The following is a 17,267-nucleotide window of genomic DNA, read 5'->3' on the forward strand; positions in this document are numbered from 1 at the left end:
ATTTGTGTAACTTAGTCATACTAAAACGATTACCATTCTAAAAATTCTACTTGTATGAAAAAACATTTATTCCCTCTATTTCTGCTTGTGTTTGGCGCAAGTGCTCAGGCACAGCAGGATTTTTTTGCCATTGCCGGAAAAGATACTTCCGGAATAGTATTCAGTGATTTCCGTGTAGTAGATCCGTCCAGCGGGACTTCCGGAGAAAAACTGTTCTCAGCCGATTCTTCAGCGAAAGTATTTTCCCAGGAAAGAAAAGGGGCAGTGTCAGAAGACAAAACCTCTTATGCCCACTCCCAGGCAGCGACAATGGCTGCACTAGCCTATGATCCGGCCAATAATAACCTGGTGTATATGCCTATGTTTTCTTCCAACATTTATATTTTAAATCCGGCGACAAAGGAGATTACACTGGTTGAAAATACAGTAGCAAGGGCAAGCTCCTGTGATATCAATTCCCATATGACAAGAATGGCAACAGGATATGACGGAAATATCTATGCCATGAACAATGCCGGAACCCAGCTTCTGCAGATCAGCAGAAAAGGTGGGCAGTATGTGGTGAATGACCTTGGAATCATTAAAGATGATGTTTCCAACGGAAAGAATTCATTTACAGCTCTTGAAACCGGTTTCGGAGGCGATATGATTGCAGATGCGGACAATAATTTCTATGTTTTTTCTGCGTCCGGAAATGTTTTCAAAGTAATACCAAAAGAATTAAAAGCAAAATTTGTTGGGAAAATTTCAGGAATCCCTGCTAATTATTCCGTGAACGGTTCTGCGGTGAATGCTAAAGGAAAAGTGGTTATTGCCAGTGCCAAAGGCGATCATCTGTATGAGGTGGATTTAAGCACTTTGCAGGCAAAAGTCCTTCCTGGTACTGAAAAACCCTATGTCTACGATCTGGCGAGTAAATATTTTGTCAATGATAGAACTTCCACAAATGGTATGATTGCTAATATTGATATTTATCCGACGAGAGTGGATGAACATTTTATTAACGTCAGTGTAAATGATAAAGCAGTAAAAGGAAATCTTAAACTGAATATTTTTGATATGGCTGGAAAAAATATCATGAAAGAAAGTCTATCTGTAAAAGACGGTTCACTCAATCAGCAGGTTTATCTTAAAACACTGGTCAGTGGTGCTTACATCGTTAATCTTACCAATGAATCCGGTAAAATACTATTAAACAAAAAAATTCTGGTGACGGAATAATCCGCTGTACAGGATTCTATTGATTTCAATAAAAATTAAAAACCTTTTCAACTAGTTTTGGAAAGGTTTTTTAATGATTATTTGATCTTGAATAAGTTTTATTTTTCGATATTAAAATGTATTTTTATCAAAAAATATAGATGAAGTTATACTTTAATGTAGGATATAATGCTAAGGCCGGCCAGCATCTGCAGTTGTTGATTGTAGATGAAAAAGGTGCTGCTGTTCAGACTCATACCCTGTTTTATGCAGAAAACGGAAACTGGAAATGCGAAGTGGATTATTTCTCAAAATCTATTTCCTATAAATATCAGCTTGCAGACGAAAAAGGAAATATTCTCAGAGAAGAATTTGTCCTGCATCATCTTAATTTCCCTCATAACTACAAGGAGTTTATTGTTTTCGATGAATGGAGTAACAAGAATTTTCCGGAAAACTATCTCAATAATAAAATTCTTTATAATAAGCTGAACAGCTTTGTTCCTGAAAAGGCAGCGATTTTAAAAAAGCATACCCATTTATTCAGAATAGAAGCTCCGGTTTACAATCCGGATTGGAAAATAGTTCTGTTCGGAAGTACGGCTTCTTTAGGAAACTGGGACTATGAAAAAGCAATTCACCTTTCCCAAACCAATTTTGGAATCTGGGAAGCTTCCGTTGAAATGCCTGAAAACGAGTTTATCCAATACAAATACTGTATTTATAGTATCAAAGAGGGAAGAGTTATCGATGTAGAGTCCGGTGAGAATAGATTTACAGTCGGCAATCCGTTCAAAGATGTTCTTCAGATTGTCTCCAATCATTATTTTAAATTCAAATCTTACCAGATGTATCACGATGCCGGCGTTGCGGTTCCAGTATTTTCACTGAGAAGCGATAATGGATTTGGAGTAGGAGAATTTTCAGATCTTAAAAACCTGGCAGACTGGACTAAGGAAACCAATCTGGGAATTATACAGATTCTTCCTATTAATGATACCACAGCCAATTATTCGTGGACGGATTCCTACCCTTACGCAGCAGTTTCTGTATATGCGTTGCATCCGCAGTATATTTCACTGGAAAACCTGGATTTTCCTCTGCCGGAAGACCTGGTTTCGGAATATAAAGCCGAAAAAGAAGTATTGAATGCTTTAGATCTGATTGATTATGAAAAAGTAATGGCCGGGAAATGGAAATTCCTGAAAGCTGTTTTCAATGCAGAAAAAGAAAAAATCTATAAAGACAGGAATTTTAAGAAATTTATAAAGGATAATGATCACTGGCTGGTTCCTTATTCTGCTTTTTGTGTACTCAGAGACAAATATAAAACCCCGAATTTCAACGAGTGGAAAACCCACAAAAAATATATCGCCGGAAAAATTTCACCTTTTTTCAGTGCAAAAAGTAAAGACTATGATGCATCTATGCTTCATGCCTGGGTACAGTATCAGCTCCATTTGCAGCTTAAAGATGCCGTGGATTATACCCACAGTCTGGGAGTTTCGCTGAAAGGAGATCTGCCAATTGGTATTTACAGATATTCTGTGGAAGCGTGGACGGAACCGGAGCTTTTCGGAATGGACTTCCAGGCCGGAGCACCGCCAGATCAGTTTACAGAGCTTGGGCAGAACTGGGAATTCCCTACATATAACTGGGAAGCCATGAAAGCAGATGATTACAGATGGTGGAAAAACAGGTTTAAAGCACTTGAGCAGTATTTCGATGCCATGAGGATTGATCATATTTTAGGTTTTTTCAGAATCTGGAGAATGCCGGTTTCCGCAACACAGGGGATTTTAGGGTATTTCTACCCGGCTGTTCCTGTTGTTCTGGATGAATTTAAAGCAAGACATATTGCATTTGATTTCAAAAGATACTGCACACCTTTCATTAATGATGAGATTCTGTGGAAATATTTTGGTGAAGAAAGCAGCAGAGCCCTTGAATTTATAATTAATAATCAGGATGGAACTTATTCATTTAAAGACGAATTTGATACCCAAAGAAAACTAGCGGATTTTTTCAGAAAGAACCCACAAGGAACGCTAGAAGACCAACTTATTTCATTGTGTGCAAACGTTCTGTTCCTTACTGAAGAAAGAAACGGAGAAACTGTTTATCATCCAAGATTTAATGTCTACAATACAGATTCCTACAAATATCTCCCGGAGTGGGAAAAGAAAGCAATTTACGAGCTTTATCACGATTATTTTTTCAGAAGACAGGATCATCTGTGGTATGAAGGAGCGATGGAAAAGCTTCCGGTCATTCTGAATGCCACCAAAATGCTGATCTGCGGGGAAGACCTGGGAATGGTTCCTGCATGTGTTCCAAAGGCTATGGATGAATTGGCTATCATTGCATTGAAAGTTCAGAGAATGCCTTCAGATAATATTCCGTTCTACAATCCCAAAAAGGCAGGCTATATGAATGTAGTTACGGCATCATCCCATGACAGTTCTACGCTCAGACAATGGTGGAAGGAAGATCCTTTGCTGATACAGAAATACTTCAACCAACAGCTTATCCAGTATGGAAAAGCTCCGGAGGAAATGGAGCCCCATCTGGCAGAGATCATCATGAAGCAGCATCTTTATAACGATGCGATGCTTGCGGTTTTCCCGATTCAGGAATTTCTGGCGACGGATCCTGAGCTTACCCATCCGAAAATGGATGATGAAAGAATCAACAACCCTGCAGTTTTTCCGCATTACTGGCGTTACAGGATGCATCTGAAGCTGGAGGATCTTAAAGACAGGAAAGTATTCAACGAAAAGATCGCTTACTGGATAAAAGATAGCGGGAGGATATAAATTTAACATTTGATTATCAATTAGTTGAATATAATTTGAAAGAAGTTTGATCTTTGGATTTAACTTCTTTTTTTTATTTATATCCAAAAGACAGAATAGAGATATTCTACTATACACTAACCAATTAACGACTATAGAGATGAAAAAAATACTTTTGGGGTTTGCTTTGGGACTGGCAGCTTTGACTTCCGCCCAGCAGTATCCAAATAACGGATGGGGAGACGACGGGTATTATCAGAATGGGGATGATTATTATAATGATGAAGACGACAGAAATTATTTCCCGGATGATTATTATTACAATTATCCACAGGACTATTATCCAAGCGATTATTATCAGGGATATTATAACGACTACAGAAACAGTATTGTCAACATCAACTGGAATGTTTTCTTCCGTGATAACAGACTGAGCAGATGGCAGATTGACCAGATCCTGAGACTGAATAACCTGTATGTAAGTTTTTCCACATGGAATAATTTCTACAGATATAATCCGGACAGATGGTACTACGACAGGTTTTATGCACTGGAAAGAATTATGGGACCAAGGGTGTTCGTAGTTTTCCGAAACAATTATTACCGTGGGGCCAGTCCGGTGGTGTACTTCCAGAATTACAGAAGAACCTACTACGTGCCTAGATATGCAGTAATGCCGAGATACAGAAATGTAAATATCAATGTGTACCGGGTAGACAGATCAAGATTCAGAAGAATGGACAATCCTACCTTCAATGTGATCAGAAGTGACAGATCGAACGGATTCAGAGGATCGGTAAAAGACGGTAGTAATTCAGGAGGGTTCAGAGGGCAGGCAGGCAATGACCGTAGATCTGAAAATTCAGGAGGTTTCCGTAATGACAACAGTGGGGTGAGAAATAATGGAGGCGGTTTCAGAGGAAGTTCTGAAAACAGCGGAACCAGAGAAAGATTTGGAAACAATGGAGGGTTCAGAGGAAACAGCGAAGTGAAAAGAGAAAATGCTCCAAGAAGAGAAAATAACGGCGGAGGCTTCAGAGGAAGCGGAGGAAGTTCCAGATCAGAAAATTCATCTTCAAGATCACAGAACAGCAGTAGAAGTAATAGCGGCGGTGGTTTCAGAGGGAGTCTGGTAAGCAGTAAATAATTTTCATATATTATATTTAAGTGGTGTGAAGGACAGGTTTTAGGATCTGTCCTTTTTTATTTTCTTTTTTGTTATTTTAATATTTAATTTTAACATTTTTTATGAATAATCTGATTTAACTTCTGTTTTAACTAATAATCAAAAAGATGTATAACAATTAATTAAATATTTTTTAAGATGAAAAAATTAGTTTTAGCAATAGCATTTATCGGAATGGGAAGTTTTGCCATGGCGCAACATACTCCAACTCCACAGGACAAACAGGCAAGAAAAGCTGAAATGCAGCAAAAGCACCAGGAGCGTCTTGATCAGATGAAGAAAGATCTTAACCTGAATGATGCTCAGGTAGCCCAGATCAAAGATCTTCATGAAAAAAGAAAGGCTGAAATGAAAGCGGAATTTGAAAAGCATAAAGAAGCAAGACAGGCCAAAATGGAAGACATGAAAGCCAAAAGAGCTCAAATGGACGCTGATATGAAGAAGATCCTGACTCCTGATCAGTATGATAAATGGCAGGCGGACAGAAAAGCTAAAATGGAGCAGAGAAGAGTAGCTATGAAGGATAGAAAAACGATGAAAAAGCAGATGAACACGGCGGCTCCCGAGGCAAAATAAGAGTTCATAATTTTGATTTTTTAATGTGTGAAGGACGGATGTATTTCCGTCCTTTGTGTATTAATTTTCATTAAAACTTTTGATTTCGGGCTTTTATTCCTTATTTTTGACTATAAATTTATACTTATGATCAGCGAAAAAATTGCAACGTTAATTAACGAACAGATAGCTCACGAACAGTACGCCGCACAATATTATCTTTCCATGTCTGCCTGGTTTTCAGGAAAAGATCTGGACGGAATTGCGAACTACTTCAGAGTTCAGAGCAAAGAAGAATTAATGCACGCAGATAAAATGTTTGATTTCTTAAATGACGTAGGTGGGGAAATCATTATCGGAGAAATTGCAAAACCTCCCCATGAGTTCGAAAATGCTACCGATATCTTCGAAAAAGCCCTGGAACATGAGAAAAAAGTAACCAGAAGTATTTTCAATATCGTGAAAAATGCCAATGATGAAGGAGACTTCGCCACAACTTCTTTCCTGCAGTGGTTCATTAATGAGCAGGTAGAAGAAGAAGCAAGCGCTTCCCAGTATGTTACCAAGATCAAGATGGTTTGCGACAACCCATCTGCATTATATCTTTTCGATCAGGAACTGGCTCAGAGAGTTTTTACACCTGACGCTACCGCGAAGTAGATTTTAGAATAAAGAAAAGCCCGGCCGTTTGAAGAACGGCCGGGCTTTTTATTTTATCCATAAGTTATCCACAAATACGGTTGAAATCTTAGGACGATTATGGATAATTTTTTAAAAAAATTGATTTATGCTTATTCAGTCACAGAAAGTTACAAAGTTATCCACACCATCTTGTTGAAAACTCTGTGGATAAGATGATTTGATGTTATAAATAAATAAGTTGCGTCTTCAAAACCTTTCTTCCGAGACTTTCCAGGATATTTTTATACTTTTCGATCTGGCGTTCGTTCTTTTCCGTTTGCTCACCGGTTTTGAAATCAACAATGATATAACCTTCCTCACTTTTTAGAATACGGTCTGGTCTGAAAATATGGCTTTGTCCATGCTCAGAGATCATAATGTCCTTTTCATTGATCACTTCCCATTTCTCGTCAAAGAATTCCGAATACTTCCTGATAATCTGGATCAGTGTTTCCTGGATCTCATTTTTTTCATCCAGAGTGATCTGCCCTTCCAGAAGATAACTTTCCAGAACCTTTGCGGTATCTTTCTCTGTGTTGATTTTTGAAAGTAATTCATGGACGAAAAGCCCGATCCTTACTTTTTCATTCCGCACCTGATAATTTTTGGAAGGTGTTGCAATCTTGATAGAGGATCTGTTTTCATTAATATTTTTAAGATTTTGAATATCTCTCGTCTTAAATAATGATGTTTTATCCCTGGAATTTTTTTTCAGCATCTCCGGATGCACTTCATACAGGTCAAACTCATCAGCATTCTCCGGATTTTTATCATTAAAAAACTCCAGCAGCTCCAGGTTATTCGAAGTTTTATTCGCTTTCTGAAGATAGAAAAACAGCTGCTCTACAGGCCTTGTAGTAGCTACATATTGAAGACATAGCCTGTCGATAAGGTTTTTATAGGAATTCTTCTTGTTGAAAGCTTCTATTTCCTCATCGTAGACTTCAAGATTTTTGCTGAACTGGTTGATGTTAACGGATTTCAGCGCGTCATTGTTATTCGTGTCAAACCAGTTCGTAAATTCACTGTCGCGGTTTTTATTCATCATAGGAATAAAAACGATCGGGAATTCCAGCCCCTTGGATTTATGGATGGTCATAATCTGAACCGCATCAATATTTTCTGATGCCTGAATAGTGTATCCTGATGCCTCCTCATCCCAGTATTTCAAAAACTCTTTCGTGCTGGCTCCGGCATTCTGTGTGAAGTTGAAAAGCATTTCAAGGAAATTCAGAAGAAAATCCGTCTCCTTATTTTCTACCGCAAATTCGTTGATATAATATTCTACAAAATTGTACAGGTTAAACCTTGGAAAATTATCCTGCTTCAGCTTCAGGGAGTACTTGTTCTGAATAAACTGAAGGATTTCCTCATGCGTTTCAATATCCAGGATTTCTTTCATTTCCAGCGTGAAATCTGCCATGTGGATTCTTCCCAAAGTATTCAGATAATACATCATCATGATCAGATTCGGCTTATTCTTCGGGTTGATTTCCCAACGCAGAAACTCAATGACGGATTTTAAGGTATTCGAAAGCTCCAGAGTCAAGCCTTTGTCGGAAATCGTTTTGATATTCGTTTCTTCTCCCCGGTAATTCACTTTCAGATTCCCCAGCTTCTGGGAATAGCTGAAAATATCAAAATTCCCGCGGCATAAAATCGTAATGTCCGAAAACTTAAAACCGTTATCCAGGCTTTCCTGAATATCCTTTCGCATTTTTTCCGAAGTATCGTTGTAAAAATCCTCATTCGTAAGATTTTCAATCAGGCTTACTTTCACACGTCCTTCGATCTGGGATTTCGGACTTTGTTCAGCATCTTCCCCGAAAATATTGCGGTGTTCTTCCTGCAGACCACCAGAATGGTAACGATACAGCTCATTATTGAACTGCACGATATTTTTAGCACTCCGCCAGTTATCCTTTAACACCAGAAGATCTGCTTCCCTGGGCGAAAGCTCCTTCTTGTTGATAATATCCAGCATCAGCTTACTTTCCCCACCACGAAATCTATAGATACTCTGTTTGGGGTCGCCAACAAGCGTAAAGGAGGTATTCTCTGTAGAAACACTATGATCCCGTAATGGGACAAAATTCTGCCACTGCAGCTCCGAAGTATCCTGGAATTCATCAAAAAAATAATGCTGGAACTGTGAACCTACTTTCTCATAGATGAAAGCCGACGGTTCGTTCTTAAGATTTTCATTGATCAGGATATTGAACTTCGAAAGCAGAACAAGGTCATTTTCCTCCTCAATTTTCTTTAATTCGTCCTGGATATCCTTATTTACTTTTAACGGAAGAAGGGCGGACAGGATCTTTTCTTTCTTCTGGGTTTCAATATACAGAAGGATCAGCCGCATCCTGTTTTCAAGAAGCTGGTCCAGTATCTCAAAAATCTCAGGCTCTTTTGCTTTTGATTTCGAAGAAGCACCTTTCCTGTAATTATTGATCACAGACTCCTCAAGTGTTGTCGGAAACGGAAATCCCGGTCTTTTCTGGCTGTAAAAATCCTGAACTTTGGTAAAAAATCCTCCAATCCCGTTTTTACCCTGTGCGAAATCTTCAATCTCAATATTTCTGGATCTGAACAGTTCAACAGACTGTGCAGCAAGCTCCGCAGACTGCTTTTTATTCTGTACAATTTCCTTTCTGAGCGTATTTTTTATCTGCTCATAATTCGTATCATCAAAGCTTTGATTGCTTTTCAGGTGTTCATAATGAATGTCTTTTACAAACTCTTTTGCGGAATCGTAAAGGTTTTTATTAAGGTTAATTCTTTCGTTGTTTTCCAGGCTGTAATCCACATAATCCATGAAAGAATTGGAGATGTTTTCATTCTCACCGATCTGGTCGAGCATTTTATCTACGGCTTCAATCAGGAAAGGTTCAGCCTCAATTTCAAGATTAAAATTCTTCGCTAAACCCAATTCATAGGAAAAGCTTCTCACCAGCCTTGAATTAAAGCGGTCAATCGTTCCGATATTTAAAGTGGAATAATTATGAAGAACATAATCCAGCAGTTTTTTGGAACGTACATGAAGCTCATCAATGGTAATTTTCAGTCCTTCCGCTTCAAAAGCTTTCTGAATATTTTTAAGGTCGCCATTTTCTGCAAAATTTTCAGCCGAAAAGTTTCCAAGCCATGTCAGGATTCTTTCCTTCATTTCATTGGCAGCCTTGTTGGTAAAGGTGAGTGCAAGAATATTCCGGATAGACTGCTGCTGGTTGGGATAGCGGAGACAGATCATCAGAAGCCTCTGGACAAGGGCATACGTTTTCCCTGAACCGGCTGAAGCGTTAATGACTGTATAAGAATTTTGCATTGATGAATTAGAATTGAGACTGCAAGTTAGCTAATTTTTAAGTGAAATTTTAACAATTAGGAAGGGTGATTTAACAGTTTGCAGGGCAAAAATCAAAAAGAAATCCTAAAACACGTTAACTGTGGTTAAACTTATCATTTGATTTAAAAATAATTTTAGATTTGCTTCATAAAAAACTGTGCGTGAAACTTAAATTATTCTTTTTATTAACCTCTCTTTTTTTCATACATACCAGCGGCCAGAATTATATTTTTGGGAAAGTGGTTTCGGAAGACAATTCAGAAATCCCTGACGTAACTGTCATTAATATAAGAACCGATGAAAGAACATTGACCAACCGTGACGGACATTTCATGGTTTCAGGACGGGCGGGAGATGAGCTACGCTTCGTAAAACCAGGTTATGAAAGACTCGTTAAAAAAGTTTCCAAAGAAAATATAACCTCTTCCATCAACGTAACTCTGGCAAGGGAAACGATCCTGATTCCGGAGGTAGAGATCAAAAAAGGGCTTACCGGTGACCTGAAGATTGATTCCAAAAATCTGAACAGACCTACAAAAGTTGAAAAGCTGGTCAGGGATATAGACCGTTATATTGTCCAGAAATCGGATCCGCGGATTCTTGCTGCCAAACCGGGAGAATTTGTACAGCCGAAAGGGCAGGGCTTCTATATTGGAAAAGCTAAAAATAGATGGGATGATATTGATCTGGGAGAATATCTGAAAGCAGCGCTTGGAGAAGAATATTTTACAAATCTTAAAATTGATAAGGCACAGATTGATCATTTTATTACCTACGTTTTCGCAGGAGGTTTTGAAAGAAAACATATTCTGAAATACGGTTACTGCAGTGATGATGATCTCAGGAGATTTCAGCAGTTTGTCCTCGCAAGGATTTCCTCTTACCGGGCTCCAAAAACTCAAAGATAACCACCCATGAGAACCTGTATTAAACAAAGCCTGTACGCTGTTCCGTTTTTTGTGTCAGCAGAACTGTTTTCGCAGCAGCAGATCACGGGATTCATTACAGACTCCGGCAGGGAAAATATAAACCCTGTTTTGGTCATTAATGTTTCCAGCCTGAAAAGCACACTGAGTGACCCTTCAGGAAAATTTACCATAGAAGCTTCTGAAAATAATGAGCTTAGGTTTGTAAAGGAAGGATACTACCGTTTAGATAAAAAAATAGGAAAGGATGATTTCAATTCTCCGTTAATAATAAGCCTCGCTAAAGCGGAAATAGAAATTCCTGAAGTAAAGATCACGTTTAAGCCGACCGGTAATCTCGAAAGAGACAGCAAGAAACTGGGCGAATCCAGAAAACTGACTGCATTGAAATCCGATCTGGAAAATTACATGAAAGCCCCATTAAATGAGCCGCTTCCTGATAATTCCATTTCCAAAACATTTAAACCGGATTATACCGCAGGTCAGGTGAGCGTTTTGGGTGTTTTAGATGCGGCGGTAGGGTTGTTCAGGAAAGCAACACAACCGGAAATTACGAAAGCCAATTATACGGAAACACAGGACTTCATTAGAAGAGTAAAATTGGAAATCGATCTGGAATTCCTGAGAAAATATGGGATGGATGAAGAGCAGATCGATCATTTTTTAATTTACGCCAACGACAGCCGTTTAATGGCGAAAAAGTTCAGAAAGAATTTTAAGATCGATGTGGTGGAATATGAGCTGAAAGTAGCTTTTGCAGAATATAAGAAGACCCGTAAACTGGGCAGTATTTAATTAGAGAATACAATGAACCTGATAAGTGGAAATATAAACATGTATAACTGGAAGAAATTGTCGTTTCTTCTTGTTTTCATGTTCACGAATATCTTCTCACAGCAGACTGTTACAGGCCGTACTACCGATGAAGAAGGCCGGGATCTGGGTTCGGTCATTGTGATCAATATGTCCACCGATCAGAAAGCGCTTTCCAATTCTTCAGGAATATTTTCTATTCAGGGATCTCCAAACGACGAGCTGAGGTTTGTAAAAGAAGATTTCCTCAGGGTATCTGTCAGAATTCCTGTTGCCGGATTTCATTCACCACTCTTAGTGATGATGAACCCGGTACCCAGGGATGTAGGGGAAGTAAAAATTGTGAAAAAGCCAACCGGAAACCTTGAAACGGATTCCAGACTGGCAGCAAAAGTTGATAAAGCAGAGATCGTACAGCAGGCGGTGGGTCTGCCACAGCCGGTTGGGAAAATGCGGGAGAAACCGGCAGAAGTTAAGCAGGTGCTTCTACCAATACTTTTAGGCAATTTGGATGTACAGGGACTTTACGATCTGATCAGCGGAAAAGCAAGACGTCAGAAAAGGCAGTACAGATATGACGATCTGCAGGACCATATTAAATGGGTAAGAGACAGGGTAGATAATGAATATTTTGTAAAAGCCGGAATTCCGGAACAAAGAATTTCAGAATTTATACAGTACTCCTTTGAGGTTAAGCCCCTCATCCGCACTTTTGTAAAAGCAAAAAACCTGGCCGGAGCACTGTTGAGAATGGAGGAAACCATGCCGGTGTATGTAGAAAGATTAAAGCAGAGTAAAATAAAAGATTAATGTTAAAGAATTCTTAAAATTCGGAATGGAAATTGATGTAGTTTGTTCAAAATCAACAAAATCACAATTTCTATGAACAAAAATATTATAGCCGTAGCCGTGGGAGCACTGGGATTTGTCCTTGGGCTGGGCTTTTTAGGAAATGCTATTAAAAACAGGAATAAATCTGAAAATACAATTTCTGTAACAGGACTGGGCACCAAACAGTTTACTTCCGATCTGATCACCTGGTCCGGAAGTTTTTCCAAGAATAATTCTGATCTGAAATCAGCATACGATGAGCTGGCAATTGACCGGAAAGTCATTAATGATTATCTTGTGTCAAAGGGAATCAAACAGAACGAAATTGTATTTTCTTCTGTAGATATTCAAAAGCAGTTCAGAAGCTATAATGACGCTAACGGAAACTACGTACAGGGTGAATTTTCGGGCTATAACCTCACTCAGAAAGTTTCCATTGAAAGCAAAGAAGTGGTGAAAATTGAAAATCTGTCAAGAAATATAACGGAGATCATCAACCGCGGGATAGAATTCACTTCTTCGGCACCTTCTTATTTTTATACCAAGCTGGCTACTGTAAAACAGGAAATGATCGCCGGTGCAACAAAAGATGCCAAAGAAAGAGCAGAGAAAATTGCTGAAAACTCGGGAAGTAGTTTGGGAAATCTTAAAAAAGCAACCATGGGTGTGATCCAGATTACCGAACCCAATTCCAATGAAGACTATTCCTATGGTGGAACATTCAATACTTCTTCCAAAGAAAAAGAAGCCAGCATCACCATAAAACTTGAATACGAAGTTAATTAATGCTTTAACATAAGAGATAAAACTTGAACCATTAAGATTAATATTAAGTTTTTAAGAATATTAAGCTTGAGATTCGCTTAAAGGGCATTGCTAAAAAAATCTTTAGGTTTTCCCTTAATTATTCTTATCATCTTCACTCCTCTTAATGTTTCAAAAATACACGCAATTCTCTTAGAAATCCGTGGAATCTGTGGTTAAATATATTTCCCGCAGATTAGGCTGATGAAGCAGATAAAAAATAAACCATTAAGATTAATATTAAGTTTTTAAGAATATTAAGCTTGAGATTCGCTTAAAGGGCATTGCTAAAAAAAATCTTTAGATTTTCCCTTAATTATTCTTATCCCCTTCACTCTTCTTAATGTTTCAAAAATACACGCAATTCTCTTAAAAATCCGTGGAATCTGTGGTTAAATATATTTTTCCCGCAGATTAGGCTGATGAAGCAGATAGAAATTAAACCATAAGATTAATATTAAGTTTTTAAGAATATTAAGCTTGAGATTCGCTTAAAGGGCATAGCTAAAAAAATCTTTAGATTTTCCCTTAATTATTCTTATCATCTTCACTCCTCTTAATGTTTCAAAAATACACGAAATCATCCTTGAAAATCCGTGGAATCTGTGGGAAATATATTTTCTTCCGCAAATGGAGCTGATGAAGCAGATAAAAATAAACCGCCGGAACTTTCCGGCGGTTTTTATATTTTAATGATACACAATATCATAAATTTCCTCTTTTACATTTTTCAGGTTTTCCGGGGTATGATTGGCCAGCAGCCACAGATCTAGCGGCTTTTTGCCTTCGCCGTAACTTGGCTGCACATACATTTCATCAATCAGGCTGAACCCGTTTTTCTGATAGAACGCATAGCGTCTCTTCGCGTCTTCCCCCAAATGATCCGGCTCTATTTCCAGGATAATTTTCGGATAGTTTTTAAAAAGATATCCTGTAATATGCGATCCCAGTTTCTGGCTCCTGAATGCCTCAAAAACTTCAAAATGTTCTACAAAAACACAAGAACTCAATTGCCAGATAATCAAATAACCTATATTCTGTGACTCATGAAGCACAGAAATTACTTTTACATACGGATTGGAAAATAAGGCGGTAAATTGGTTCCAGTCCCTTTGTTCATCAGCAGGGAATGTACTGGAATATGAGGTATAGATTTCCTGAACTCTATAGTCTTCTGCAGAAGTGATCGGTAAAAATTCCATAATTATAAATCAAAAACACTAGGTCTTCTTGTGATAAAAATATCTTTGATCCAAAGCGTGAATGCCAGTCCAAGATAAATCAGAAAGAAAAACCCGGCTGTGGCAAAAGTGGAATAAATAAAGAAGATCCTTAATTTAGAAACAGGAATCCCCAGTTTGGCCCCGGTTCTTGTAAGAACACCGAACCATTCTCTTTCCATTTTGTGACGGATGTTATCAAGCATTTGAAGATTCTTTTAAAAGTTTAAATCGAATACTGCAATTTAAGGAATTTTTTTGATAAAGGCGCTGGTTGTGCATTACGCTCACTTATCGGATTTCAGGGTGTAGATCAGGCTCACAATTTTCCATTGCCCGTCAGTTTTTATCAGCTGCCAGAATTCTTTCCCTGAATTGGCAACCTGATGATCGGAGAGGAAAGAATAATTAAAGGTAACGGAAGCAATAGCATCATCATTTTCAATATGGATATTTTTAAAAATTTCCTCCTGTTCCCCTTTGTCCAAAAGAAATGTATGGAAATCCTGAAATGTTTTTGTGAAATTTTTTGCTCCTTTTGGCTTTTTAAGGACCGCTATCCAGTTAAAGGAATTTTCGGTGAACAGATTTTTAAAAGTTGCAGTATCCTTTTTAACAATACATTCCCTGAATACCTTAATAAGATTCTGGAGCTCGGTTTTTTGTTGAGCATAATTTTGAGCTTTGCAAAAACTCATAGCAAAGATGAGTGCCAGTACAGAAATAATTTTCATTTTTTTCTGTAAAAGTCTGTATAAATTAATTTGTTTTTCCCGAGGTAATGTAAACGATTGTTTTTCTGATGTGAAAAACACGATTATCTGTTCAAAAGCATTATTCTTTTAAAAGTTTGAGTCCTATGCCACAGGCTAAACAGTTTTTTAGCTCACAATAGTTGTTATAATGATAAATCAGACTTTGGCTTTCCAATGCATTTTTAGCCTGAAGCCCCAGTTTCTTCCATCCTGAGGTTATTGTATTTTTTTCGGCTACGCTTTTTTTGTACAGATCCAGGATTTCATCTGTAATTCCTTCTTGATAGTATTTATGGTAGGTATATTTTAACGGTAAAACCGTATTGAGAATCACCAGTTCAATAAAATCTTTGCTGAGGGTTTTAGGCTGATATTTTGAAATGTTTGCAAAATTAAAATGGAAATCCCAGTAATCAGAGGCTTTTACGGGAGCAAAAACTTCATAGAGCTCGTCCGTATTCTCAGCTTTGATGATTTTTGAAAATAAATTCTGATGCCTGCCGTAAAGATCTGCGAGCTGGGAAAGACGTAGGGTAGGGAAGTTGGGAGGGCGTAACCTCAAAAACTTGGGACGAAACTTCAGATCTGATATCGCAAACTTTTTGCGGATAAATTCAAACTCCCTTTTCCAAATGGCCATTTGTGCATCTGCAGGGCTCTCAAGCCACCCCGAAATTCCAAATAACAGGGCTTCCAGTTGCGATGGGTTCTGCCTGATCCTGTTGACGATGCTGAAATCCACAGATTCTGCGATCTGTCTGAAAATATGGGCATTCACTTTTAATCCGAAAGAATAAGCCAGGCTGTGGAAAAGAACAGCCTCAAAATTATTTTTGTATTGTTCCAGATTTTTTTCCAGTTCCAATGACTTTTCATCAAGTTTTTTAAGAATATTGGATTCATGGAAATTCACAGGAATCAGATCCTGATTAAAAATATTTTCGCAAGGTATAAATTGAGTTCCGTTGATCAGTTTTTCATATTTCCACAGAATGTTTTGGTCAATATGATCTTTGAGTTCAAGGGTAGGAACATTTTTTAGATGAGGTCATCAATTTCTGCATCGTTTTGATAGACTACATGAAGAATAATATTCTGATAATTGGGATCCTGGGAGTGATGGTGAAAAATCCAGTCGGAGGAGCGGATATGAAGCTCTATATTGCCCGCAATAAGCACCTTTTTTATTTTAATTTGGGCATTAAGAAAATCCGGCCCGGCATCTTTATTCCACTTCCCGAAATGGATAATCTCAACGGGATTTCCTTCAGTGTCTCTGAAGTTGAAATGTTTGAATATCTTATAGTTCCAAAGGTATTGAAGTAGTTTTTCCGTCATAATTGTCAGGATAAATATAACGGAAATATTGAATGCTAATCTAGTCTCTTTTAAACTTTTCCAGTGGTGTTCTCTATCTTTTTTATTTGATAGAAAAATATTTTATTATTAGAATTTATTGAGAAAATTGTTCCCTGCTTTTCTTCCATTTTAATATTGTATTTCTGCTGAGCTTAAAATGTTTTGCCAGCTGACTATTGTTCAGTTGGTTTTTGATCTGAAAATTTAATATCTCATGTATTGTATTACAGTCATAAGACTTATGAGGCTGGTTAATGATGGATTCTTTTCCAAAAATAATCTCATTAAGAAGAACCACATCCATAGAGGTGAGCTGTTTTTTTTTCAGGATGGTTGTGCAGGCTTCTGTTTTTTCAGGGTACTTTTTTCTTAGAATATCCTGATAAATCTTTTTATAATCCGGGGAATTTATTTTTTGTATTTCTTTGTCCATTTATAAAGTGTGTTTTTTGGGATTTTGTAATCTTCAATAATTTGTATACCTGTTTTCTCGCCTGATTCTATTTGCTCCAGGATAAATTCTATAATTTCTTTGGTGTAAATATTTTTGTTATTCTTTTTGTTCTCAATGCTTTTCCGTGTATATCGCATATCTGCCGGAGGAGCATATAAAATCAGGTGCTGGCTGTAGATCCTGAAAAGATCGTATTGCAGGAATATACTCCACTGCAGAAGATCTTCAGAATTCAGACTTGAGGAATTATAGATATCTTTTACTTCGGTCTCCGAAATTTTGAAATAGTTGCAAAGAGCTTCAGAATTTATTTTAGCTTCATCAACTAAATCTTTGATCAAC

The 17,267-nt window shown here is 37.7% G+C and carries 17 protein-coding genes; 9 read left to right on the top strand and 8 right to left on the bottom strand.

Going from position 1 to position 17,267, the window contains the following annotated elements:
• Positions 1–54 precede the first annotated feature (54 nt).
• The 5 genes from B7E04_RS06215 (at position 55) to B7E04_RS06235 (ending at position 6,396) form a co-directional block, all read left to right on the top strand.
• Positions 55–1,221, top strand: a complete 1,167-nt coding sequence (locus B7E04_RS06215; RefSeq protein ID WP_080777837.1) for a T9SS type A sorting domain-containing protein — start codon at positions 55–57, stop codon at positions 1,219–1,221.
• Between the two features lie 140 nt (positions 1,222–1,361).
• Complete coding sequence (locus tag B7E04_RS06220) at positions 1,362–4,016, top strand: 4-alpha-glucanotransferase (protein ID WP_080777838.1); 2,655 nt, start codon at positions 1,362–1,364, stop codon at positions 4,014–4,016.
• Between the two features lie 139 nt (positions 4,017–4,155).
• Positions 4,156–5,142 carry a hypothetical protein gene (locus B7E04_RS06225; protein WP_080777839.1) on the top strand — a complete coding sequence of 329 codons (987 nt, stop codon included), beginning with the start codon at positions 4,156–4,158 and terminating at the stop codon, positions 5,140–5,142.
• A 177-nt stretch (positions 5,143–5,319) separates the two neighbouring features.
• The gene (locus B7E04_RS06230; protein ID WP_080777840.1) at positions 5,320–5,757 is read left to right on the top strand and encodes a hypothetical protein; all 438 of its coding nucleotides are present in this window, start codon (positions 5,320–5,322) and stop codon (positions 5,755–5,757) included.
• A 126-nt stretch (positions 5,758–5,883) separates the two neighbouring features.
• Positions 5,884–6,396, top strand: coding sequence for a ferritin (locus B7E04_RS06235; RefSeq protein WP_080777985.1), 513 nt, complete (start codon positions 5,884–5,886; stop codon positions 6,394–6,396).
• Between the two features lie 205 nt (positions 6,397–6,601).
• Here the strand turns inward: B7E04_RS06235 and B7E04_RS06240 are convergent, their stop codons facing one another.
• The gene (locus B7E04_RS06240; RefSeq protein WP_080777841.1) at positions 6,602–9,742 is read right to left on the bottom strand and encodes a UvrD-helicase domain-containing protein; all 3,141 of its coding nucleotides are present in this window, start codon (positions 9,740–9,742) and stop codon (positions 6,602–6,604) included.
• A gap of 182 nt (positions 9,743–9,924) precedes the next feature.
• Between B7E04_RS06240 and B7E04_RS06245 the strand changes: the two genes are divergently transcribed.
• From B7E04_RS06245 to B7E04_RS06260, 4 genes are all read left to right on the top strand, one after another.
• Positions 9,925–10,671, top strand: coding sequence for a carboxypeptidase-like regulatory domain-containing protein (locus B7E04_RS06245; RefSeq protein ID WP_080777842.1), 747 nt, complete (start codon positions 9,925–9,927; stop codon positions 10,669–10,671).
• A gap of 6 nt (positions 10,672–10,677) precedes the next feature.
• Complete coding sequence (locus B7E04_RS06250) at positions 10,678–11,484, top strand: hypothetical protein (protein ID WP_080777843.1); 807 nt, start codon at positions 10,678–10,680, stop codon at positions 11,482–11,484.
• A gap of 12 nt (positions 11,485–11,496) precedes the next feature.
• Positions 11,497–12,312: a carboxypeptidase regulatory-like domain-containing protein gene (locus B7E04_RS06255; protein ID WP_228439832.1), complete on the top strand. Its 816-nt coding sequence runs from the start codon at positions 11,497–11,499 to the stop codon at positions 12,310–12,312.
• Positions 12,313–12,384: 72 nt separating this feature from the next.
• Positions 12,385–13,119: an SIMPL domain-containing protein gene (locus tag B7E04_RS06260; RefSeq protein ID WP_080777987.1), complete on the top strand. Its 735-nt coding sequence runs from the start codon at positions 12,385–12,387 to the stop codon at positions 13,117–13,119.
• Between the two features lie 707 nt (positions 13,120–13,826).
• Here the strand turns inward: B7E04_RS06260 and B7E04_RS06265 are convergent.
• The 7 genes from B7E04_RS06265 to B7E04_RS06290 form a co-directional block, all read right to left on the bottom strand.
• Positions 13,827–14,339, bottom strand: a complete 513-nt coding sequence (locus B7E04_RS06265; protein ID WP_080777844.1) for a GNAT family N-acetyltransferase — start codon at positions 14,337–14,339, stop codon at positions 13,827–13,829.
• Between the two features lie 2 nt (positions 14,340–14,341).
• On the bottom strand, positions 14,342–14,563 hold the full coding sequence (locus tag B7E04_RS06270; RefSeq protein WP_034738644.1) for a PspC family transcriptional regulator: 222 nt from the start codon (positions 14,561–14,563) through the stop codon (positions 14,342–14,344).
• Positions 14,564–14,644: 81 nt separating this feature from the next.
• Positions 14,645–15,091: a nuclear transport factor 2 family protein gene (locus B7E04_RS06275; RefSeq protein ID WP_080777845.1), complete on the bottom strand. Its 447-nt coding sequence runs from the start codon at positions 15,089–15,091 to the stop codon at positions 14,645–14,647.
• Between the two features lie 100 nt (positions 15,092–15,191).
• Positions 15,192–16,118, bottom strand: coding sequence for a DUF2851 family protein (locus tag B7E04_RS06280; protein WP_317043786.1), 927 nt, complete (start codon positions 16,116–16,118; stop codon positions 15,192–15,194).
• Between the two features lie 32 nt (positions 16,119–16,150).
• On the bottom strand, positions 16,151–16,450 hold the full coding sequence (locus tag B7E04_RS22520; RefSeq protein ID WP_262484649.1) for a DUF2851 family protein: 300 nt from the start codon (positions 16,448–16,450) through the stop codon (positions 16,151–16,153).
• A 115-nt stretch (positions 16,451–16,565) separates the two neighbouring features.
• Complete coding sequence (locus tag B7E04_RS06285; protein ID WP_080777846.1) at positions 16,566–16,904, bottom strand: hypothetical protein; 339 nt, start codon at positions 16,902–16,904, stop codon at positions 16,566–16,568.
• Complete coding sequence (locus B7E04_RS06290; protein WP_317043785.1) at positions 16,880–17,266, bottom strand: transposase; 387 nt, start codon at positions 17,264–17,266, stop codon at positions 16,880–16,882. Before B7E04_RS06290 ends, B7E04_RS06285 begins: the two co-directional genes overlap by 25 nt.
• Position 17,267: the final 1 nt, after the last annotated feature.

Source organism: Chryseobacterium phocaeense (genome assembly GCF_900169075.1).
In the GTDB taxonomy this organism is placed as follows: domain Bacteria; phylum Bacteroidota; class Bacteroidia; order Flavobacteriales; family Weeksellaceae; genus Chryseobacterium; species Chryseobacterium phocaeense.